The organism is Amycolatopsis sp. cmx-4-54 (genome assembly GCF_046548895.1).
Lineage (GTDB): Bacteria > Actinomycetota > Actinomycetes > Mycobacteriales > Pseudonocardiaceae > Amycolatopsis.
The window spans coordinates 91,803-111,814 of record NZ_JAEBEJ010000004.1 but is presented as its reverse complement, the minus strand read 5'-3'; the positions used below and the strand labels follow the sequence as shown (position 1 = coordinate 111,814).

Sequence of the window (20,012 nt, the reverse complement as noted above, 5' to 3'; positions counted from 1 at the left end):
AGGGGCTTGCGAGTTCTGCCATGCGGAAGTTAACCTCCGCAGATTGAAATTGCCCGGCATCGCTCGCTTCTATCGAGAGGCGGATCCATGGTGAAGAGGACGCGGGCCGAAGCGGCCGCGAGCGGCAGGCCCGAGGACGAACGGCTCGGGATCGGCAAGAGTTTCACTTACGGCGTCCAGCACGTCCTGACGATGTACGGCGGGATCATCGCGCCGCCCCTGATCATCGGCGGCGCAGCGGGCGTCTCGACCGCCGAGATCGGCCTGCTCGTCGCGTCGTGCCTGTTCATCGGCGGCCTGGCGACGATCCTGCAGTCGTTCGGAATACCCTTCTTCGGCTCCCGGCTGCCGCTGGTCCAGGGCACCTCCTTCGCGGGCGTGGCGACGATGACCGCGATCGTGGCCGACGGCGGGCTGCCCGCCGTGTTCGGCTCGGTGATCGCGTCCGCGCTGCTCGGCCTGCTCATCACGCCGGTGTTCTCCCGGCTGGTGAAGTACTTCCCGCCGGTGGTCACCGGGACGGTGATCACGGTGATCGGGCTCAGCCTGATGCCGGTCGCGGCCCAGTGGGCGATGGGCAACGACACCAAGGCGCCGGAGTTCGGCTCGGTCTCCAACATCGGCCTGGCCGCGATGACGCTGGCGATCGTGCTGCTGCTCAGCAAGGTCGCCGTCCCGGCCATCTCCCGGCTCTCGATCCTCCTGTCGATCGTGGTCGGCACCGTGCTGGCCGCCGTGCTGGGCAAGGCCGACTTCTCGCAGGTCTGGGACGGCCCGATCTTCGCCGTGCCGACCCCGTTCGGCTTCGGCGCGCCGACCTTCGACGTCGCCGCGATCGTGTCGATGTTCATCGTCGTGCTCGTGACCCTCACCGAGACCACGGCCGACATGCTCGCGGTGGGGGAGATCGTCGGCACGCGGGTCGGCAAACGCCGGATCGGCGACGGGCTGCGCGCCGACATGGCGTCCTCGGCGGTCGCGCCGGTCTTCAACGGGTTCATGCAGAGCGCGTTCGCCCAGAACGTCGGTCTCGTCGCGATCACCGGCGTCCGGAGCCGGTTCGTGGTGACCGCCGGCGGCGTGATCCTGCTGGTGCTGGGCATGCTCCCGGTGCTCGGCCGGGTCGTCGCCGCGATCCCGTATCCGGTGCTGGGCGGCGCCGGACTCGTCCTGTTCGGCACGGTGGCGGCGTCCGGCATCAAAACCCTGTCCAAAGTGGACTACAACGGGAACATGAACCTGGTGATCGTCGCGGCGTCGGTCGGGCTGGGCATGGTCCCGATCGCGGCGCCGGAGTTCTACCACCACTTCCCGGCGTGGGTCGGCACGATCTTCCACTCGGGGATCAGCTCCGCCGCGCTCATGGCCGTCGTGCTGAACCTGCTGTTCAACCACCTGAAGCCGGCCAAACCGGGCAGCGACCCGTCGGTGTTCGCGACGGCGACCCGGGTGATCGACTACTCCGATCTCAAGGCCTTCTCGCGGCTCAAGGACGGCGACAAGATCGTCGACGGCAAGATCGTGGACGCCGAGGGCAAGCCGGTCCAGGTGCGCGACGAGGACGGCAGGCCGGTGCCCTACCGGATCGGCTCCGAGCCGGAAGAGCACTGACGCAGCCGGGCGCGGTGGGCGAGTTCGCCGACGATGCGCCGCCACGCCGGTGACGTCTCGGAGATCCGGGACACCACCAGCTCGCGGTGTCCCGGCCGCCCACCGTCCCGTTCGTGTTCGATCTCCCAGGCGTCCAGGTCTTCGATGAGCCGGTCGAGGCGCGGATCGCGCGGATCCCAGCCGACCGCCTGGTCGCAGGCCAGGTAGACACGCAGCGTCTCGGGATCGTCGAAGGCCGCGTTCTTGTCCCGCAACCGCTCCGGCATGGCGCGCGGCTCCAGTGCCTGCATCAGGATCCACGCGTCGCGTTCGAGCAGCACCCGCTGTTCGCTGACGCCGAGGCCGCGCATCCGCTCCAGGAGGGCGACCACGCCGGGCGGCAGGACGAGCCGTTCGCCGCCGGTCAGCTCGGCGATCCGGTGGCGGTTTTCGGTGAGCCGGTCGATCTTGCGCCGCAGTTCGGCGTCGATGTCGGTGATGGCGGCGGCGAACTCGGCGGGCTCCGCGTGCAGCAGCGCGTCGACGCGGGCCAACGGGACGCCGGCGTCCGCGAGGGTCTTGATCCGGATGAGGTCCACCGCCGCCTGCGCAGGGTAGCGGCGGTAACCGGAGGCGTCGCGTTCCGGCTCGGGCAGCAGGCCGATGTGGTGGTAGTGGCGAACCGCGCGCACGGTCACGCCGGCGGTCGCCGCGAGCTGGCCGATCGTGAGCACCCGTCCTCCTGTCCGTGCGACCCCTCAGCGGGATCGGCCGACGACGTCGCGGACGGCCTGGACCACGGCGTCAGGACGATCGAAGCAGAGCCGGTGATGGGCCGTGCCGGTGAGGGTGCGCTGCTCCCCGCGCGAGAACCCGCTCACCCGGGCGGCGTCCAGCTTCGTCTTCGCCTCGCCGATCTCCGGTGACGGATCGGCGACGGTGAGCGCGATCATCGGGACGTCGGGGAGGGCGGGCCCGGCTCGCAGTTCGTCGGCGAGCGCGACCAGCCTGGTGCGTTCCGCGGCGCCGGCGCGGAGCCACGCGTCACTCACCTTGGCCTCGATCAGCGGCCGGGCCACGTCGTCCGGATAGCCCGCGCGCAGCTCGGTGTGCATCGCGCGAAGGGCCTGGCGGTCCGGAGCGGGTCCCGGACGCTCGGCCTCGGCCAGGCTCGCCGCGGGCGGCATGAAGTCGTCCCAGTCGGGGTGAAGCGCGTCCAGGAAGACCAGACCGGCCACATCGCGCGGGTAGAGCTGCGCGAACCGGTGCGCGTAGAGGCCGCCGAGCGAGTGCGCGGCCAGTACGTACGGGGCGGCGATGCCCAGGGCGAGCAGCAGTTCGCGCAGCTCGGTGGCGACGGCCGTGGCGCTGCGGGGCAGCGGGAGGGCGTCGCTGTAGCCCGTTCCGCCGCGGTCGTACAGCACGGCGGTGGTGAACCGCGCGACCTCCTGTTGGACACCGAAGTAGTCCAAGCCGACCGCGCTCGCCCCCGGCAAGAACACGACGGCGGGCCCGCCGTCGCCCGATCGGTGCACGTAGAGGCGGCGGCCGTCGATCTCCTGGAACTCTCCCAGCGGGGGTGTGTTGGTCATGGGGCCAGCCTCCGACCCTGACGCAGGGTCAAGGTCAAGCCACGGACCTCCAAGATGTCGAAAATCGGCGATCCGGCCCTCCGGCCGACCCGCCGAGGGTGGCCTTGACCTGGTGATCTGTAAGAATTTGGGATGGCAACGTGTGCGACGCGGCAAGACCTGCGACAATGGACGGCGAGATCGGGGCATCGAATGGGCTCAGACTCGCTATGAAGAGCAGGTATAAAAGTATGGCTCAGGGCAGCGTTAAGTGGTTCAACGGCGAAAAGGGCTTCGGCTTCATCGCTCAGGACGACGGCGGACCGGACGTTTTCGTGCACTACTCGGAGATCCAGGGCAGCGGTTTCAAGTCCCTGGACGAAGGGCAGCGCGTCGAGTTCGAGATCGGCCAAGGTCAGAAGGGCCCGCAGGCCCAGCGCGTCGTCGCCATCTGACTTTCTTCACGCCGAAGGCCTCCATCCGTACCGGGTGGGGGCCTTCGGGCGTTTCGGGACCCGATATCGTCGATACATGCTTGTGATCGTTCGTGAGCACCCGTGCGGCCGGACGCGGTGAGCCGCGCCGCCCTGGAGCCCGAGCAGGTCGGTCGGAAGGTGCGGTTGCGCGAGGTCGGGCTCCGGGATCGCCGGGTCCTGATGGGCTTCGACCGTGACATGGCCCGCGAGGCGACACCGCTGCTCGGCGGCGGGCACCGCCACTGGGCCTCGCACCGTTCGGGGTCCTCTGGCGACGACATCCACTTCGGCATCGAGACCGTGCGCGGCCGGATGCTGGTCGGATCGGTCTGCACCATCGGTGCCGACCCGGTGACCGGCCGGTTCGGTTACGGCATCGGGATCGCCCCGCGCCATCAGCGCTGCGGCTACGCCACGGACGCGATCATCGTTCTCCTGGCGCATATGTTCGGGCAGCGCGGCTTCCGCAAATGCGAGGTCAGCGTGTACGGCGGCAACCTGGCGTCGCTTTCGCTGCACGGCGGTCTGGGCTTCCGCGAGGAAGGCAGGCTGCGCGACACCGAGGTGGTGCGCGGCGAGATCAAGTACCTCGTCCGGATGGGCATCACCGCCGAAGAATTCGCCGCGCGCCCCCTGGACAGCCTCGCCGACCTCGGCAGGCGTGGACAGCACCGGCGGCCCCGGCGCGGTAAGCACTGGCGCGCGCCCGCCGCGATCAGCGGCTGATCATCCCGGATTCGTAGGCGAAGACGACGGCCTGGACGCGGTCGCGGAGGCCGAGCTTCGTGAGGATGCGGCCGACGTGGGTCTTCACCGTCCCCGGCGAGAGGAACAGCAGTTCGGCGATCTCGGCGTTGGACAGGCCGCGCGCCAGGTGCTGAAGCACCTCGTGTTCACGCCCGGTGAGCAGCGCGAGCCGGTCGTCCGGCGGCGGCACGGGCAGGCCGGTGACGACCCGGTCGAGCAGCCGCCGGGTGACGGTGGGCGCGAGGGTCGCCTCGCCCGCGGCGACCACCCGGACGCCGGCGAGCAGATCCGGCGCCAGCGAGTCCTTGAGCAGGAAGCCGCTGGCCCCCGCCTGGAGCGCGGCGTAGACGTATTCGTCCAGATCGAACGTGGTCAGCACCAGGACGCGGGCGCGCTGTGCCGCGGCGATCGCGGCGGTGGCCTCGACACCGTCCATCTCGGGCATCCGGATGTCCATGAGCACGACGTCGGGATCGAGCTCCGCCACCAGCGCGACGGCCTCCGCGCCGTCGCCCGCCTCGCCGACGACGTCGATGTCGTCCGCGTTGTCCAGGATCATCCGCAGGCCGGTGCGCACGAGCGCCTGGTCGTCGGCGATGACCACCCGGATCGTCATGACGGCAGGGTCGCGCGGACGACGAAGCCGCGCTCCGGCCGTGGTCCCGCGTCGAAGGTGCCGCCCAGTACGTTCACTCGCTCCCGCATCCCTTCGAGGCCGTGCCCGGTGCCGGACGGCGCTTCCGCCGCGACGCCGTCGTCGGTCACCTCGATCTCCAGCGTCCCGGGCTCGTACCGCATCACGATAGTCACCGCCGCGTCCGGACCGGCGTGTTTCAGCACGTTCGTCAGCGACTCCTGCACGATGCGGTAGGCCGCCAGGTCCACTGTGGACGAAAGTGGCCGGGGCTCCCCTTCGACGCGGAACTCGACCGGGGTGCCCGCCGATCGGATGTCGGCGGCCAGCCTCGGCAGGCGTTCCGCACCGGGCCGGGGTTCCCAGTCCGGCTCGTCCTGGCCGAGCGCGCCGAGCAGCCGCCGGATCTCGCTCAACGCGGTCCGCCCGGTGTCGACGATGGCGTCCAGCGCCTCCCGCGATCGCTCGGGCCGCCGGTCCAGTTCCGCCTGGGCGCCCTGCGCCTGCAGGACCACCACGGAAAGCGCGTGGGCGACGACGTCGTGCAGTTCGCGGCTGATCCGCCCGCGTTCGGCCGCCACGGCCAGCGCGGCCTGGGTGTCGCGCTCACGTTCGAGATCGGCGGCCCGCTGTTCCAGCACCGACAACCGGATCCGGCGCTGCCGCGTGTTCAGTCCGGCGAGCCACGCCACCCCGAGCGACAGGCCGATAGCCGGAAATCCGCCCCAGTCCTGCACTTGGTGGTCGTCGGCGTCGGGGTCGACCGGTGCCAGCCGATCGATGATGATGAGTCGCGGTGGTGTCGGGCCCGGGGTCCGCGTGTTCGCTTCGGAGGCATAGAACGACCACGCCCCCGCGACGGCCAGCCCTGTCGCGAGCAAAACGACGGAACGCCGTCGCGACCCCCAGGCCGCGACGGAGAAGAGGCCGACCAACGCCACGACGTCGACGGGTTTGAGGTCGTTGCCCATGACCAGATGCAGGAGCGAGGCCGTACCCCCGGCCGCGAAGGTGATCGTGGGGTTCCGGTGCCGGACGAGCAGAGAAGCCAAGGCCACCAAGGAGACCAGCCACCACTCGAAACCCTCCGGGTCGTCCGCCGAGACCACAGTGGACAGTCCGATGAGGATGGTCAGACCGCGGTCGACGGCGCTCGGGTGATTCCGGAGGAAGGCCAGCACCACCCGAGCGTAATCGGAGGATCGGGCCGCGCGAATCCCTCTCGCGGCAGACCTCGGGATACGACCTGCGGCAGACGCGCGAATACGGCGCCGGGCTCCAGCCTTGGACGCAGGAAGATCCTCGACAGAAACGGAAACCTCATGAGACGGCTTCTCGTCGCGCTGGCCGCCCTCGCCGGCATGGTGTCCCTGGCGAGCCCGGCCGCGGCGGCCCCGCGTTTGACGCTGCCGCCGCCGACCGGCTCGCATCCCGTCGGCGCCACCGACCTGCATCTCGTCGACCGCTCGCGCCAGGACCCCTGGGTGCCGTCCGGCCCGCGCGAGCTGATGGTGTCGATGTTCTACCCCGCGCTGGTGCCGATCGGCCCGAAACGGCCGTACCTCACCTTCGCCGAGGCCAAGGCGTTCCTGACCGAATCGGGCCTCCCCGACGTCGACCCCGCACTGGTCGCCGGGACTCGGGCCAGCGCCAGGGTCGACGCACCGCCGCTGCCGGGGAAGCGCGCGCTCGTCGTCCTGTCGCCGGGATTCGGCAAACCGCGCACGACGCTCACCGGACTGGCGGAGGAGCTGGCGAGCAAGGGGTTCGTCGTCGCGCTGATCGGCCACAATCACGAGTCCCACGGCACGGCGTTCCCGGACGGCCGCGTCACCGAATGCGCCGCGTGCGGGTCCGACTCGACACTGCTCCCGCCGATCCGCTCCGCGGATGTCTCATTCGTCCTCGACACGCTGACCAGACCTTCGTCGCGCTGGTCCCTCCTGATCGACCGGACGCGGATCGGGATGGCGGGGCATTCGATCGGCGGATACAGCACGCCGACCGCGATGGTCGACGACCGGCGGATCCGTGCGGGCGCGGACCTGGACGGCAGGCTGTGGTCGCCGATCCCCGCGTCCGGGATCGACCGGCCGTTCCTGCTTCTCGGCCGCGAAAGCGAGTACACCCCGGCCGGCCCGGACACGACCTGGGCGGGCAGCTGGCCGAACCTCACCGGCTGGAAGCGCTGGATCAGCGTCGCGGCGGCCGGGCACGCGTCCTTCACCGACGTCGGTGTGCTCGGTGAACAGCTCGGCCTGAGCTGGCCCGGCCTGCTCGGTGGCGAGCGTGGAATGACGTTGACCAGGGCGTATGTCTCGGCATTCTTCGACAAGAACCTGCGCGGCGGACAGCAGCCGCTGCTGGACGGGCCGGTGGCGGGAAACCCCGAGATCAAGTTCTGGAACTAGTGCGGTGATGTCCCGGTGAGGTCCTCGAAGCTTCCAGAGCCGCGCGGCCTCACCGGGATCGATCGCGTACGGGCGCCGGCATTAACGCAGTGTCCACAATGGACAGACGTTGCCACCCGATCGGTGCAACGTTTCGCCTGGCGATGGGCGTGAGCGGCCCCTAAGCTTTGCCGCTCGTGACCTGCGAGGTGAGACGATGAGGTCCTTCGGTGCGGTGGATCCGGTCAAGCTCGCGCTCGCCGGGCTCACCACGATGGCCCTTGGGATGGCGGCGGCCCTCAACGCCGACGCGCTGCCGGTGATCGGCGGCGGCACCACCTATTCCGCCGAATTCTCCGACGCGGGCGGGCTGCGCGCGGACAACGACGTCCGGATCGCCGGGGTCAAGGTCGGCAAGGTGTCCGAGATCGACCTCGAAGGCGATCGCGTGCTCGTGTCCTTCCGGGTGAAGGGCGCCTGGGTCGGCGACGCCACGAGCGCCTCCATTCAGATCAAGAACGTCCTGGGGCAGAAGTACTTGGCGCTCGACCCGCGCGGCGAAGCGACCCTCGATCCCGGTGACCCCATTCCGCTGCGGCGGACCACCGCGCCGTATGACGTCCTTGAAGCGTTTCGGGATCTGTCGAAAACCGTCGACGCCATCGATGTCGGCCAGCTCGCGAAAAGCTTCGACACGATTTCGGCGACCTTCGCCGATACGCCTGCCGACGTCCGCTCCGCGCTGGACGGGATCTCGAAACTCTCCGGCACCATCGCCTCCCGTGACCGGCAACTCCGGACCCTGCTCGCGAACACCCGGCAGGTGTCGCAGACCCTCGTCGACCGCGACACCGAGGTCCAGCGGCTGATCCAGGACGGCAACGCGCTGCTGCGCGCGATCTCCACCCGGCAGCAGGCGATCAAGGAGCTGCTCGACGGATCGAAACGGCTCGCGACCGCGCTCGACGGCATCATCGCCGACAACGACGGGCAGCTCGGCCCGGTGCTCGAACAACTCGACCGGCTGACGTCGATGCTCCAGCGCAACCAGGATTCGCTGGCCAAGGGGATCGCCGCGTTCGCGCCGGCGATCCGGGTGCTCACCAACGTCGCGGGCAACGGGCGCTGGATCGACGGCTACCTGTGCGGGCTGGTGCTGCCCACCTTCGGGCCCCTCAACGAAAAGGGCTGCTTCGAGAAGTGAGGTGCCGGCCGGACTCGGGTGCCGTCGGTGTGTTGCGAAAGCCACTTTCGCAACCTTCAACGTTGCGAAAGTGGCTTTCGCAACGCGTCACGTCGACGGTCACACCTTCGTCCGCCGCAACCAGTACAGCCCGATCACGGGCAGCACCAGCGGGATGAAGAGGTAGCCCTGGCCGTAGACCGACCACACGGTGGCGTGCGGGAAGGCCTCGCGGTCGAAGAGGCTGAACGTGCCGACGGTCAGCACGCCGAGCAATTCGACGGCGCAGGCGGCCAGCGCGATCCGCCACCAGCCCGCGCCGCGGCGGGCCAGCGCGACGGTGGCCAGGAGGTAGACGACGGCCGCGAACGCGGAGAGGGCGTAGGCCAGCGGGGCTTCGTGGAACTTGGTGCTGATCTGCACGGCCGCGCGTGAGGTCGCCGCCAGCGCGAAGATCGCGTACACGGCGACCAGGATCCGTCCCGGGCCGGAGGCCTTGTCCACCGTCTTCTCCTCGGTTTCTTCACGCACTGGCGCCCGCCCACACCTCGTGCAACCGGAGCACCATCACCGGGATCGCGAGGCAGGCGATGCCGAGGATCACCGTGCTCGACCGCGTGCGCTCGGCCAGCGCCCAGAAGGTTCCGATCGGCAACACGACCAGGCAGCCGATCAAGTAGGCGAGATAGGTGGCCATGCTGCCGGGTTCGCCGCCGCCGATCAGGAGCACGACACCGATCACGAGCTGGGCCACCAGCAGGGCTTCGACCACGGCGAGGCCGCCGAGCAGTGCGTTGTCGGGCAGTTTCCCGCGTGCGGCCTGGACGAAACTCCACGCCGCGACCAACGTCGCGCAGATCGCGACGGTCACCGCGAAGCCTGTGATCACGTCGGCCTCCTTACCTGCTCCACCGGCGACAACGTACCTCCGGGCGGATCACCGCCGACGGGCGACCGGCAGGGTGCGTGGCGGGCGCCACGGCACGCACAATGGTCCAGACCTCGGGTGAATAGATCACGAAGCGCGTTCGGTTGGCGTACCGCTGATTCGATCGTGTGTTATTGGGTTCACCACCTGGACCAGGGATTACGTCGCCGGTTCACTCCTGTTACACACCGACCGGGTGGTTGAAATAAGAGTTGATCTCACGCTGGGTACCCCTACCATTCGGTAGATTTCGAATTCACGTCCCTGAACAGCCCATCCGAACCCCCGATATGGCGGATTGGCCGTTCGGTGTCCGGCGGGTGGAATATTCTCCATCGCGATGGTGCACATGGCCCATCCGATTGGTGCCAAGGAGGGGGTCGCTCGATGGACGTCCGGTACGAAGCGTATTGCTTCGCCGATCCGCTGTTCTTCGATGAGCAGCGGGAAACCGGGGACGCCGCCGACGATTTCGCCTCCCTGTTGCCCGCACCCGAGGCGGGCTGGCGCACCGGAGTGCGCGGAGTGTGGCGGCTGTTGCACCCTGTTGCTCGAAACCTTCCCTTGCAGGGCTGGAAAATCCATGTTTCGGCAGGATTGGGCAACGCCGAGCGAGTGCTCGTGAAGGTGCACGAGCACTGCGTCGAGCACGACGTGGCGTACAAGCATCTGCGGTCGCGGACGACCCTGCTCGCGAGGAATTCGAAATACGCTCCGCGTGACGGAAGCGGTAAGTTACTGACTCTTTATCCAGCTGACAACAACGAGCTCCAGCGCGTTCTCGGCGAGTTGTCGGCGAAGCTCGACGGCGAACCCGGGGCCTACATTCTCAGTGATCTCCGGTATGGTGCCGGGCCGCTCTACGTCCGCTACGGCGGATTCGCCGAGCAATGGGTCGAACTCGACGGCAAGCGGGTCCTCGCGGTGCGCAAACCGGACGGGACGCTGGTCCCGGACAAACGCGAGCCGACGTTCTCCGTCCCCGACTGGGTGACGATTCCGGAGTTCCTCGCGCCCCATCTCGCCGCTCGCAAGAGTGGCGGCGCGGATCAATTCCCCTATCAGGTGAAGAGTTCGCTGCACTTCTCCAACGGCGGCGGCGTCTACCTCGCCGACCGGAAGCCCGACGGCGAACGGGTGGTCCTCAAGGAGGCGCGGCCGTTCGCCGGCCTGGACCGTGACGAGGTCGACGCCGTCGAGCGCCTCCGCCGTGAGCACGAGGTGCTGGAGCGGCTGCAGGGCATCGACGGCATCCCCGCCACCTACGACCGCTTCACCGTCTGGGAGCACCACTTCCTGGCGATGGAGTACATGCCCGGTGTTTCGCTGGGCAACTGGCTCGCCCGCAACTACCCGCTCACCAGGCGCGATACCACCGAGGCCGACATCGCCGCGTACACCGAACGCGCGCTGGCCCTCGTCCGGAAGGTGGAGGCGATGGTCGGCCAGGTGCACGGCCGCGGGATCGTCTTCGGCGACCTGCACTCGCTGAACATCCTGGTCGGCGGGGAAGACGGGGAGGACGGGGCCGTCTCACTGATCGACTTCGAGATGGCGTCCGACATCGAAAGCGGCAAGCGGCCCGCGCTCGGCGCGCCCGGTTTCCGCGCCCCGCGGGACCGGAACGGGTTCGAGGTCGACGAGTACGCGCTCGCCGTCCTGAAGCTGTGGATCTTCCTGCCGCTCACCACGCTCCTCGAACTCGCCCCGGCGAAGCTGCGCGGGCTCGCGGACTTCGTCCAGCAGCGCTTCGACGTCCCGGAGGGCTACGCCGACTCGATCGTCGCCGAGCTCGCGCCCCGGAACACCCCGCCGCTGACGAGCGCGACCGAGCTGGACCAGGACAAGCCGGACTGGGCGCTGGTGCGCAAGCAGATCACCGAGGCGATCCTCGCCAGCGCGACCCCCGAGCGCACCGACCGGCTCTTCCCCGGCGACATCGAACAGTTCCGCGTCGGCGGAGCGTGCTTCGGCTACGGCGCGGCCGGCGTCCTCCACGCCCTGAAGACGGTCTGCGGCGAGCGTCACCGGGAACACGAGCGCTGGCTGCTGGACTCGATCCGCCGCGAACCGCCGGGACGGCCGGGGTTCTACGACGGCTCGTACGGGATCGCGTACGTCCTCGAAGAACTCGGCTACCGGGACGAGGCCACCAAACTGCTGTCGGCGTCGTCGACGCTGGTCGAGCAGACCACCGACCACGGCCTGGAAGGCGGCCTGTCCGGTATCGGGCTCACCCAGCTGTACTTTGCGGTGTCCCGCAAAGACAACGAGTTCGGCAGGCAGGCCCTCGCCACGGCCGTCCGGCTCGCCGAAGCGCTCGAAACCGCCGCCCCGCCCGGTGACTTCGGCAGGGCCGGGTTGCTCAACGGCTGGTCCGGTACGGCGTTGCTGTTCGTGCGGCTGTTCGAGCGCACCCGCGAAGAGGGTTGGCTGTCCTTCGCCGATCAGGCGCTGGAGCGGGACATCGAGGAGTGCGTCGAGAGCGACGACGGCTCGCTGCAGGTCCGCGACGGCGGGACGCGGACGCTGCCCTACGCGGGTGTCGGCAGCGCCGGGATCCTCATGGTCGCCGAGGAGCTGGCGAAGCACCGTCCCGACGCGAAGGCGTTGAAGAGCCTTCCCGGCCTGCGTGAAGCGTGCCGCGGCGAGTTCGTCATCCACCCCGGGCTGCTGTTCGGCCGGGGCGGCCTGATGACCGCGCTGGCCATGGGCGCCGAACCGGACCAGCGGGTCCGTGACGCCATCGACCTGCATCTTTCGCGGCTGGCCTGGTACGCGGTGCCGTACAAGGGCGGCCTGGCGTTCCCTGGCAACCAGCTGCTGCGGCTGTCGATGGACGTCGTCACCGGCGGCGCGGGCGTCCTGCTCGCACTGGCCGCCACCCTGGACGGGAAGGCCGCGCTGCCCTTCCTGTCCTCCCGAACTGCCGTCCGGTGAGGACGGCGGAACCAAGAGATAACTAGTGAAAGGGAACACCATGGAACTGGTTCTCGACTTGCAGGCTCTGGAAACCCCCGAGGTCCTCGAAGGCGGCGGCGGTGGCAGCCACGGCGGCGCGAGCAACCTCAGCCTGCTGGCCTCGTGCGCGAACAGCACCGTCAGCCTGCTGACCTGCCACTGAGTCACGGCTGATCACTGAGGGCGCGGGAGCGGCACAGGCCAAGTGCGCCGCTCCCGCGCCTTCATTTTGCCGTCTGGTTCATCTCGTTGGGATCACGGTGCAAGGAATGGGACGCGGAGCTGGGGATGCGCTCCCGAACTGGCCCCGAACGTGGCCCCGCCCGGCCCTGCCGACGTCGATCGCGGGGTCACCAAGACGAAGGAGTGGGATGGCGGGTTCAGCCGATCGGTTGCTGGTCACCGTGACCCTGCTCGATCGCCCCCGCCTGATCGCGCTGATCTTCAGCGCGCTCGCCGGGACGGCGGCGGGGCTGCTGCTGCCCGGCGCGCTCGCCGCCGCGGTGGACGCCGTGGTGGCCGGCCGGCCCAGCCTGCCCGAGGTCACCTGGCTGATCGTCCTCGGTGTCACCGAAATCGCCGTCGGCCTGATCGGCGGCATCCTCACCGCGCGGATGACCTCGGCCGCGACCGCCTGGCTGCGCCGCAAGCTCACCGACCGCTGTCTTGCGCTCGGCACCAGATCGTCCTTCGCCGACGGCGACGCGATCAGCAGGCTCACCGGTGACTGCACCGGAGCGGGAATGGTCGCCTCGGTCGTCGTCCAGCTCGGGTCGACCACCCTGATCTCCGGCGGGGCCGTCGTCCTGCTCGCGCTGATGGACTGGCGGCTCGCGCTCGTCTTCCTCGGCAGCATCCCGTTCGGCCTGATGCTCGCGCGCACTCATCTGAGGAGCACCGCGGACGACGTCCTGACCTATCAAGAGGTGTCCGGCGAACTCGCGGCGAGGATGGTCGACGCCGTCGCCGGGCTCCGCACGATCGCCGCGTCGGGCACCGCCGACCGCGAGGCCGAACGGGTCCTGAGGCCGCTGCCGAAACTGAGTCTCGCCGGCCGCGGGATGTGGCGGACGCAGGCGCGGATGGTCTGGCGCTCCGGGCTGCTGCTGCCCGCGGTGGAAATCGCGGTGCTCGCCGCCGCCGGTTTCGGCGTGCTGGAAGGCAGGCTGACCGTCGGCCAGGTCCTCGCGGCGCTCGGCTACGTCGCGCTCGGCATGGGCCTGATCACCCAGATTCCTTTGCTCACCACACTTTCCCGCGCGCGCTCGTGTGCGCGGCGGATCAACGAGGTGCTGGACTCGCCGGTCCCCGAACCGGGCGACCTCGGTGTCGTCCCCGGCCGGGGCGCGCTCGAACTGCGCGGGGTCACCGTCGAAGGCGCGCTGCGGGACGTCGACCTGTTCGTGCCGGGCGGCCGGTTCACCGCGGTCGTCGGGCGGTCCGGTTCGGGGAAGTCCGCGCTGGTCAACGTCCTCGGCGGCTTGCTGATCCCGGACGAGGGAGCGGCGCTGCTCGACGGCCGCCCGCTGGAGCGCCTGCGGCCGAACGAACTCCGCGCGGTCGTCGGGTTCGCCTTCGAGCGGCCCGCGTTGCTCGGGGCGACCATCGGTGACGCCGTCGGCTACGGCTCGTGGGCAGGCGACGCCGCCGTGCGCGCCGCCTGCCGGTCCGCGCAGGTCGACGACCTGATCGTCCGGCTGCCGGACGGCTACCGGACGCCGCTTTCGGAGACGCCGCTTTCCGGCGGGGAAGCGCAGCGGATCGGGCTGGCGCGCGCGATCGCGCACGCGCCGCGGGTGCTCATCCTCGACGACGCCACCGCCAGCCTCGATACGGTCACGGAAGCCGCGGTCGAAGAGGCGATCGAACGCACACTGCCCGGCCGGACCCGGGTGGTGGTGACCCATCGCGCGGCCACCGCGTCGCGGGCGGACACGGTGGTGTGGCTGGAAGACGGCCGCGTCCGCGCGGTCGGCACGCATGACGGGTTGTGGCGGGATCCCGCCTATCAGGCCGTTTTCACCGGCATGGGGGCGGAGCAGGGGTGAAGAGCGAAACCGTCTTGAGTACGACGCGAACCCGCCTCCGCCGAAGGCTCCGCTGTCGCGGCGGAGGGGTGCCCGGTCGACACGATGTGCGAGGCGCCGGAAAGGGGCGCCCCGGCGACGCGGTCGCGGATTCGCCGATGAGCGCAGCGGGCGTGCCATGAGCGTCTGGGGGCTCTACCGCTCGGCGCTGGCCGGGCAGTGGCGCGGCGGGCTGGTCCTGCTGGCCTGCTCCGTACTGGAAAGCGCGCCCGCGTTCTTGTCCGGTCGCCTGGTCGAACTCGCGGTTGACGAGGGGTTTGCCGCGGGTCGGCCAGGCACCGGACTGCGTTGGCTCGCGGTCTTCGGGCTGGTCGCCGTGATCGGGGCGCTGGGCTCACGGCTGGTGTGGCATCAGCTCGGCAAGGTGGTCGAGCCGTTGCGCGACGCGCTGGTGACGGCCGTCGTGCGCGGGGTCCTGCACGATCCGTCGCCGCCGCGCAACCAGCCGGACGCCAGCGGCGTCGCCCGCATCACCCAGCACGTCGAAGTGGTCCGCGACGCCACGGCCGGGCTCCTCGTTCAGGCGCGCGGGATGATCGTGACGACGGTGGCGGCGCTGGCCGGGCTGTTCACCGTCGCCGGTTCGCTCGCGGTGATCGTCGCGATCCCGGTGGTGGTCGCGGTCGGGGTGTTCGCCTGTCTGCTCCCGTCACTGGCCCGCCGTCAGCGCGCGCTGGCGCTGGCCGACGAGCGGACCGCCGAGGTCGCGGGCGCGTCGCTGTCCGGGATGCGCGACGTCGTCGCCTGCGGCGCGGAACCTCTTGCCGCGCTGGAGCTCTATGACGCCATCGACACGCAGGCCGCGGCGGCCGTGCGGGTGGCGCGGTCCGGGGCGGCGAGGACGGTGGTCATCGCGACCGGCGGTTTCGTGCCGCTGCTCCTGGCGTTGCTGGTCGCGCCGGGCATGGTCAGGGACGGGGTGCTCACGGCCGGGGCCGCGCTCGGCGCGCTCGTCTACCTCGCGACGACGATGCAGCCGGCGTTGCGCGGGCTGGCCGCGACCGCGAGCACCGTGGTGCTGCGGTTGATCGTCGCGCTGCGGCGGCTCGCGGAGACCGCGCAGGCCGAACCGGAACCCGACGGCACGGCGGAACCCGACGGAACCGCGATCTACGTGCGTGACCTGACCTTCAGCTGGGGCGCGGCGGCGCAGCCGGTGGTGCGGGGACTCGATCTGCACCTGCGGCCCGGCGAGCGGCTCGCGGTCGTGGGGCCGAGCGGTATCGGCAAGTCGACCTTGGCCGGGCTCCTGACCGGAATGCTCGAACCGCAGGGTGGCCGGGTGCTGCTCGGCGGGGTGCCGGTCCGGGAGGTCCCGGCGGCGCTGCGGCACCGGATGATCGCGCTGATCCCGCAGGAGGCCTACGTCTTCGCGGGATCCGTGCGGGACAACGTCGGCCTGTTCGCGCAGACCGCGATGGACCGCGAGCTCCTGGCGGCGGTGACGGCCGTCGGCGCGGAACCACTGGTCACGCGGCTGGGCGGGCTCGACGGCGAGATCGGGCACGGCACGCTGTCCGCAGGTGAGGCACAGCTGATCGCGCTCGCCCGCGTCTACGCGAGCGACGCGGGCGTCGTCATCCTCGACGAGGCGACGTCGCATCTCGACCCGCCCGCCGAAGCCCGTGCGGAACGGGCGTTCGCCGAGCGGGGCGGGGTGCTGGTGGTGATCGCGCACCGGCTGTCGTCGGCGTTGCGCGCGGACCGGGTCCTGGTGATGGACGGCAAGGAGACCGCACTGGGCACCCACCTCGAACTCATGGACCGGTCCACGCGCTACGCCCAGCTCATGCACGCTTGGTCGCCGCGGCTACCCCAGCCCAGTGCGCAGTTCTTCCAGCGCGCTCCGGAGTAGACCTTCGACGGGGACCGGCCGCCTGGACGCGCGATCGACGAAGACGTGCACGAAACGCCCTTCCGCGATCACCGTCTCCTTCGAGTACATCCCGACCTCGTAGCGGACACTGGACCGGCCGAGATGGCCCACCCGCAGGCCGACCTCGAGTTCTCCCGGGAACGACACCGAAGCGTGGTACTTGCACTGCGATTCCACGCACAGCCCGATGACCTCACCGGTTTCGATGTCGAGGCCGCCGCGTTCGATCAGCCACGTGTTGATCACGGTGTCCATCACCGAGTAGTGGACGACGTTGTTGACGTGCCCGTAAACGTCGTTGTCCTTCCACCGCAACGGAACCGTCTGCCAGTGCGGGTACTCGGTGTTCACCACAGCGTCACCGATTCCCGCAGGATGACGGCGAGATCGGCTTCGGACGCCTCACGCGGCGCCGTCGCCAGCAGCCGTTGTTGTTTCACCGTGCCGGAAACCAGCGAGTCCACATCGGACTCGGTGTAGCCGACGGCGCCGATCCCGTTGGGGATCCCGATCTCCCGCATGATCTGCCCCAGCACCGCGGGCAGGTGGTCGCGCAGATCGCCCGGCCATTCGTAGTCCGGCGCGAGCAGCCTGGCCACCCGGATGTGCCGGTCCGGCGCGGCGTCGAAGGTGAACCGGAACGCCGCCGGCGCGGTCAGCGAGACCGCCATCCCGTGCGGCACCATCGCTTCGTCACCCGGATACCCGGACGGATGGAAGTCCCGGACCTGCCCGGCGATCGGATACGCGTTGGCGTGCGGGATGTGCACGCCGGCGTTGCCGAAGCCGAGCCCCGCGAACGTCGCCGCGAGCGCCATCGCCTCGCGCGCCTTCAGGTCGGAGCCGTCCCGCACGGCCGCGGGCAGCGCCCACGACAGCAGCCGCAGCGACTGCTCGGCGAACATGTCGGCCAGCGGATTCGAGCCACAGTAAGGGACCCGGTCCTCCGGCCGCTTCCGGTCGAACTCGGTGTACGGCTTGGCCGTGTAGCTCTCGGCGGCGTGGCAGAGGATGTCCATCCCGCTCGCGGCGGTGACCTCCGGCGGCTGCGAGACCGTCAGCCGCGGATCGACCACGGCGAGACTCGGCCGCATCCGGAGATGGCTGATGCCGCTCTTCACGCGCAGTGACAACACGTCCAGCACGCAGACCGTGGTGCTCTCCGAGCCCGTCCCGGTGGTGGTCGGCACCGCGACCAGCGGTTTCAGCGGCGCGCTCGGCGCGCGACCGCCGCCGACCGGCGCGTTGACGTAGTCCATCAGGTCACCGTCGTTGCTGGTCAACAGATTCACCGCCTTGGCGGTGTCGATGGCCGACCCGCCGCCCACGGCGACGAAGGCGTCCCACTCGCCCTGTCCGCGGGCGAAGTCGACGGCCTTCCGCATGCTGACGTCGGTCGGCTCGACGTGCACGCCGTCGAAGACGACGGCTTCGATGCCATAGGTTTCGATGCCTTCGGCGATCCGTTGTGGCCAGCCCGTCGCGGCGACACCCGCGTCGGTCAGGACGAGCACCCGGCGTGCGCCGTACTGCGTGAGGTCGTAGCCGATCTCGTCGCTCGACCCGGTGCCGTATTTCAAGGCAGGCGCCCCGTAAGTGAAAACAGATTCACGTCCGGCGGTGGCTGAGGTCACGTTTTCGTGCTCCCTTGCTCGAACACGTTACGAATTTCGGACATTCTTCCCGCTCCGGGGTCGCCGGAATCGGAAGATCGCTTGACGGCACCGATCACCGCCCGCCTAAGCTCTTCTCATTAGATACCAACCGGGAGCGTCCGTCGCCCAGACGGCCGTGCGGATCCTGACCGAGGCGCGAATCCACCGTGTGTACGCGGTGGTGGGTGAGTCCTTCCTGGATCTGCTCGACGCGCTGCAACGCGAGCGCTCGATCACCTTCGTCTCGGCGAGGCACGACTCCGGTGCGGCCTTCATGGCCGAGGCCGAAGGCAAGCTGACCGAGCACCCCGCGGTGCTGCTGGCGGGCCGCGGCCCGAGCGCGGCGAACCTCGCGATCGGGGTTTCCACGGCGTACCAGGACGAGAGCCCGATGGTCGTCCTCCTGGAGAACCCGCCGCAGGATCCCGGTCCGACGAGCGAGCTGCCCACCGCCGACCTGACCGCGATGTTCGAGCCGATCTCGAAGTGGACCGGCCGCGCGGAATCGCCGGACGAGGTCCCCGGCCTGCTGGTCGAGGCGCTGACCCGCTGCCGGGAAGGGCGTCCGGGGCCCACCGTCGTCGCCGTCCCCGCCGACTTCTGGGGGGTCCCGTTCGATTCGGCCAAACCGGTCGCCTCCGTGCGTCCGCCCGCCACCGGCGCGCTCGGCCGCACCGCCGAGGCCGTCGCGCAGCTGGTCGACGAGGCCCGCTACCCGGTGGTGATCGTCGGCGGCCGGGCCCGCGCCGCGCGCGACGAGCTGATCGCCGTCGCCGACGAGCTCGCCCTGCCGGTCTACAACGCGTTCCGCCGTCAGGACGCCTTCCCCGAGAACCACGCCCGCTACGCCGGCCACCTCGGCATCGGCATCCCCGCGCGGCAGCTCGACGCGCTGGAGCGCGCGGATCTCGTGCTCGCGCTGGGCACCCAGCTCGACGAGGTCACCACGCAGTCCTTCCGCTACCCGACGCCGTCGCAGACCCTGGTGCTGGTCGGCACCGGGATCGAGCCCGCCCGCCGCGGCGGGCTGACCTTCCGGGTTGATTCCGAGGTCGAACCCTTCCTGCGCGAACTGCGCACGGTCGCCTCACCGCGGCAGCGGCGGGCGTCGGCCGCGAACGCCGCCGTGCACACCTTCATGACACCGCCCGACACCAGCGGCGCCACCCGCGTCCACCCCGCCGACGTCATCCGGGCGGTGCGCAAACTCGCGCCCGAGGACGCGATCGTGACCAGCGACGCGGGCAACTTCGCCCAGTTCATGCACCGCTACTGGTGTTTCACCGCCCCGCGCAGCCAGCTCGGGCCCAGCAACGCGGCCATGGGCTACGCGGTCCCGGCGGCGGTCGCGGCGAAACTCGCCGAACCACGCCGGACGGTGATCGCGATGGCGGGCGACGGCGGCGCGCTCATGACGGGGCAGGAGATCGAGACCGCCGTCCGCTACCGCGTTCCGGTGACGGTCCTGGTGTTCCAGAACGGGGTGCACGGCCCGCTCGCCGTGCACCAGGCGCGCAAGCACGGACGGCTTTCGGGGGTCACCGTCCCCGTCACCGACTTCGCGTCGTGGGCACGCGGGCTCGGCGCCGCCGGGTACACCGTGGACGATCGTGAAGAGCTGGAGCCGATCATCGCGAGCGCGCTGGTGCGGCAACGGCCGTGTGTGATCGACATCAGGACGGATCCGGACGTGGTGACCCCGGACATCCGGCTGACGGGCCTGCTGGGCGCCGCGAGGCCGCAGCAAGGAGGTCAGTAGGGCCGCGCCGGCTGCCGGACGGTACTTTTTTCTCAGGGGATACACAGAAACCCTTGTGGTGCCGCCTTCACCTGCTCCAAAGGGTGGGAAACCGGTGACGACTCGGCCGACTTTCGGTCGCGGAGACCGGCTTTTGTCGGTCGTCCGTGGCACAA

The 20,012-nt window shown here is 70.1% G+C and carries 18 protein-coding genes; 10 read left to right on the top strand and 8 right to left on the bottom strand.

Translation table 11 applies throughout. The features are described from left to right. Positions 1 to 87: 87 nt before the first annotated feature. A complete protein-coding gene (locus tag ACLJQ7_RS14340) occupies positions 88 to 1,611 on the top strand; it encodes a nucleobase:cation symporter-2 family protein (protein WP_410648698.1) in 1,524 nt (507 codons plus the stop codon). On the opposite strand, the gene ACLJQ7_RS14335 is transcribed toward ACLJQ7_RS14340, so the two are convergent. Together ACLJQ7_RS14335 and ACLJQ7_RS14330 are read right to left on the bottom strand one after the other, a co-directional pair. Further along, positions 1,578 to 2,324 carry a MerR family transcriptional regulator gene (locus ACLJQ7_RS14335; RefSeq protein ID WP_410648697.1) on the bottom strand — a complete coding sequence of 249 codons (747 nt, stop codon included), beginning with the start codon at positions 2,322 to 2,324 and terminating at the stop codon, positions 1,578 to 1,580. The genes ACLJQ7_RS14340 and ACLJQ7_RS14335 overlap by 34 nt on opposite strands. Before the next feature lie 24 nt (positions 2,325 to 2,348). Next, positions 2,349 to 3,182, bottom strand: a complete 834-nt coding sequence (locus ACLJQ7_RS14330; protein ID WP_410648696.1) for an alpha/beta fold hydrolase — start codon at positions 3,180 to 3,182, stop codon at positions 2,349 to 2,351. 230 nt (positions 3,183 to 3,412) lie between these two features. On the opposite strand from ACLJQ7_RS14330, the gene ACLJQ7_RS14325 reads away from it, so the two are divergent. Together ACLJQ7_RS14325 and ACLJQ7_RS14320 are read left to right on the top strand one after the other, a co-directional pair. Beyond that, positions 3,413 to 3,616 carry a cold-shock protein gene (locus tag ACLJQ7_RS14325; protein WP_005149851.1) on the top strand — a complete coding sequence of 68 codons (204 nt, stop codon included), beginning with the start codon at positions 3,413 to 3,415 and terminating at the stop codon, positions 3,614 to 3,616. A 102-nt stretch (positions 3,617 to 3,718) separates the two neighbouring features. Then, on the top strand, positions 3,719 to 4,363 hold the full coding sequence (locus ACLJQ7_RS14320; protein ID WP_410648695.1) for a GNAT family N-acetyltransferase: 645 nt from the start codon (positions 3,719 to 3,721) through the stop codon (positions 4,361 to 4,363). Here the strand turns inward: ACLJQ7_RS14320 and ACLJQ7_RS14315 are convergent. Together ACLJQ7_RS14315 and ACLJQ7_RS14310 are read right to left on the bottom strand one after the other, a co-directional pair. Continuing rightward, the gene (locus ACLJQ7_RS14315) at positions 4,353 to 5,000 is read right to left on the bottom strand and encodes a response regulator (RefSeq protein ID WP_410648694.1); all 648 of its coding nucleotides are present in this window, start codon (positions 4,998 to 5,000) and stop codon (positions 4,353 to 4,355) included. The genes ACLJQ7_RS14320 and ACLJQ7_RS14315 overlap by 11 nt on opposite strands. Further along, positions 4,997 to 6,199 carry a sensor histidine kinase gene (locus ACLJQ7_RS14310; RefSeq protein ID WP_410648693.1) on the bottom strand — a complete coding sequence of 401 codons (1,203 nt, stop codon included), beginning with the start codon at positions 6,197 to 6,199 and terminating at the stop codon, positions 4,997 to 4,999. The genes ACLJQ7_RS14315 and ACLJQ7_RS14310 overlap by 4 nt, the downstream gene beginning before the upstream one ends. Before the next feature lie 141 nt (positions 6,200 to 6,340). On the opposite strand from ACLJQ7_RS14310, the gene ACLJQ7_RS14305 reads away from it, so the two are divergent. Together ACLJQ7_RS14305 and ACLJQ7_RS14300 are read left to right on the top strand one after the other, a co-directional pair. Further along, positions 6,341 to 7,429 carry an alpha/beta hydrolase family protein gene (locus tag ACLJQ7_RS14305; RefSeq protein WP_410648692.1) on the top strand — a complete coding sequence of 363 codons (1,089 nt, stop codon included), beginning with the start codon at positions 6,341 to 6,343 and terminating at the stop codon, positions 7,427 to 7,429. Between the two features lie 196 nt (positions 7,430 to 7,625). Then, positions 7,626 to 8,612 carry an MCE family protein gene (locus ACLJQ7_RS14300; RefSeq protein WP_410648691.1) on the top strand — a complete coding sequence of 329 codons (987 nt, stop codon included), beginning with the start codon at positions 7,626 to 7,628 and terminating at the stop codon, positions 8,610 to 8,612. A 99-nt stretch (positions 8,613 to 8,711) separates the two neighbouring features. Here the strand turns inward: ACLJQ7_RS14300 and ACLJQ7_RS14295 are convergent, their stop codons facing one another. After that, a complete protein-coding gene (locus ACLJQ7_RS14295; protein ID WP_410648690.1) occupies positions 8,712 to 9,122 on the bottom strand; it encodes a hypothetical protein in 411 nt (136 codons plus the stop codon). Next, entirely contained in the window at positions 9,115 to 9,480 is a 366-nt protein-coding gene (locus tag ACLJQ7_RS14290) for a hypothetical protein (protein ID WP_410648689.1), read from the bottom strand. Before ACLJQ7_RS14290 ends, ACLJQ7_RS14295 begins: the two co-directional genes overlap by 8 nt. Before the next feature lie 426 nt (positions 9,481 to 9,906). On the opposite strand from ACLJQ7_RS14290, the gene lanKC reads away from it, so the two are divergent. The 4 genes from lanKC (at position 9,907) to ACLJQ7_RS14270 (ending at position 16,422) form a co-directional block, all read left to right on the top strand. Next, positions 9,907 to 12,459 carry a class III lanthionine synthetase LanKC gene (lanKC, locus tag ACLJQ7_RS14285; protein WP_410648688.1) on the top strand — a complete coding sequence of 851 codons (2,553 nt, stop codon included), beginning with the start codon at positions 9,907 to 9,909 and terminating at the stop codon, positions 12,457 to 12,459. Positions 12,460 to 12,499: 40 nt separating this feature from the next. Then, on the top strand, positions 12,500 to 12,643 hold the full coding sequence (locus ACLJQ7_RS14280) for a SapB/AmfS family lanthipeptide (protein ID WP_091598068.1): 144 nt from the start codon (positions 12,500 to 12,502) through the stop codon (positions 12,641 to 12,643). A 208-nt stretch (positions 12,644 to 12,851) separates the two neighbouring features. Further along, positions 12,852 to 14,528, top strand: a complete 1,677-nt coding sequence (locus ACLJQ7_RS14275) for an ABC transporter ATP-binding protein (RefSeq protein WP_410648687.1) — start codon at positions 12,852 to 12,854, stop codon at positions 14,526 to 14,528. A 157-nt stretch (positions 14,529 to 14,685) separates the two neighbouring features. Further along, complete coding sequence (locus ACLJQ7_RS14270) at positions 14,686 to 16,422, top strand: ABC transporter ATP-binding protein (protein WP_410648686.1); 1,737 nt, start codon at positions 14,686 to 14,688, stop codon at positions 16,420 to 16,422. On the opposite strand, the gene ACLJQ7_RS14265 is transcribed toward ACLJQ7_RS14270, so the two are convergent. Together ACLJQ7_RS14265 and ACLJQ7_RS14260 are read right to left on the bottom strand one after the other, a co-directional pair. Then, complete coding sequence (locus tag ACLJQ7_RS14265; protein WP_410648685.1) at positions 16,378 to 16,797, bottom strand: acyl-CoA thioesterase; 420 nt, start codon at positions 16,795 to 16,797, stop codon at positions 16,378 to 16,380. The two genes, ACLJQ7_RS14270 and ACLJQ7_RS14265, sit on opposite strands and share 45 nt — an antisense overlap. Further along, positions 16,791 to 18,023 carry a hydroxyacid-oxoacid transhydrogenase gene (locus tag ACLJQ7_RS14260; RefSeq protein WP_125678993.1) on the bottom strand — a complete coding sequence of 411 codons (1,233 nt, stop codon included), beginning with the start codon at positions 18,021 to 18,023 and terminating at the stop codon, positions 16,791 to 16,793. The genes ACLJQ7_RS14265 and ACLJQ7_RS14260 overlap by 7 nt, the downstream gene beginning before the upstream one ends. Before the next feature lie 172 nt (positions 18,024 to 18,195). On the opposite strand from ACLJQ7_RS14260, the gene ACLJQ7_RS14255 reads away from it, so the two are divergent. Continuing rightward, positions 18,196 to 19,857 (top strand): thiamine pyrophosphate-dependent enzyme, encoded by a 1,662-nt coding sequence (locus ACLJQ7_RS14255; RefSeq protein ID WP_410649197.1) that lies wholly within the window; start codon positions 18,196 to 18,198, stop codon positions 19,855 to 19,857. Positions 19,858 to 20,012 lie beyond the last annotated feature (155 nt).

Bases quoted from the DNA above. Each gene is read 5' to 3' on its own strand.
- lanKC (WP_410648688.1), top strand. From the start codon at position 9,907: ATGGACGTCCGGTACGAAGCGTATTGCTTCGCCGATCCGCTGTTCTTC.
- ACLJQ7_RS14270 (WP_410648686.1), top strand. From the start codon at position 14,686: ATGAGCGTCTGGGGGCTCTACCGCTCGGCGCTGGCCGGGCAGTGGCGC.
- ACLJQ7_RS14275 (WP_410648687.1), top strand. From the start codon at position 12,852: ATGGCGGGTTCAGCCGATCGGTTGCTGGTCACCGTGACCCTGCTCGAT.
- ACLJQ7_RS14280 (WP_091598068.1), top strand. From the start codon at position 12,500: ATGGAACTGGTTCTCGACTTGCAGGCTCTGGAAACCCCCGAGGTCCTC.
- ACLJQ7_RS14315 (WP_410648694.1), bottom strand. From the start codon at position 5,000: ATGACGATCCGGGTGGTCATCGCCGACGACCAGGCGCTCGTGCGCACC.
- ACLJQ7_RS14325 (WP_005149851.1), top strand. From the start codon at position 3,413: ATGGCTCAGGGCAGCGTTAAGTGGTTCAACGGCGAAAAGGGCTTCGGC.
- ACLJQ7_RS14340 (WP_410648698.1), top strand. From the start codon at position 88: ATGGTGAAGAGGACGCGGGCCGAAGCGGCCGCGAGCGGCAGGCCCGAG.
- ACLJQ7_RS14330 (WP_410648696.1), bottom strand. From the start codon at position 3,182: ATGACCAACACACCCCCGCTGGGAGAGTTCCAGGAGATCGACGGCCGC.
- ACLJQ7_RS14305 (WP_410648692.1), top strand. From the start codon at position 6,341: ATGAGACGGCTTCTCGTCGCGCTGGCCGCCCTCGCCGGCATGGTGTCC.
- ACLJQ7_RS14300 (WP_410648691.1), top strand. From the start codon at position 7,626: ATGAGGTCCTTCGGTGCGGTGGATCCGGTCAAGCTCGCGCTCGCCGGG.